Below are 282 nucleotides of genomic sequence, written 5' to 3' on the forward strand. Positions count from 1 at the left end.
GGGCAGGCGCGCAAAACAGAACCCAAGTCCAATCAACAGGACTACGTAGATCACCAGGTAGCGACCAGTGCGCTTGAGCGCATAGCCGACCCAACCCTGATAGCGATCGGTCAGTTGCTCGAAGCGACGATTGAACCAGCCAAAGAATCCGGACTTCTCGTGATGCTCACCTTTGGCGACAGGCTTGAGCAATGTTGCGCACAACGCCGGCGTCAACGTCAGGGCGAGGAACGCCGAGAATAGAATCGAGGTGGCCATGGACAGCGAGAACTGTTGGTAGAT

General features: G+C 56.4%; 1 protein-coding gene. It reads right to left on the minus strand.

Annotated elements, in window-relative coordinates:
- Positions 1–282 (minus strand): efflux RND transporter permease subunit (locus tag AC0IYH_RS31060; protein ID WP_471838035.1); only part of this gene is annotated, 282 nt, incomplete at both ends.

The organism is Pseudomonas sp. AC463 (assembly GCF_979253585.1).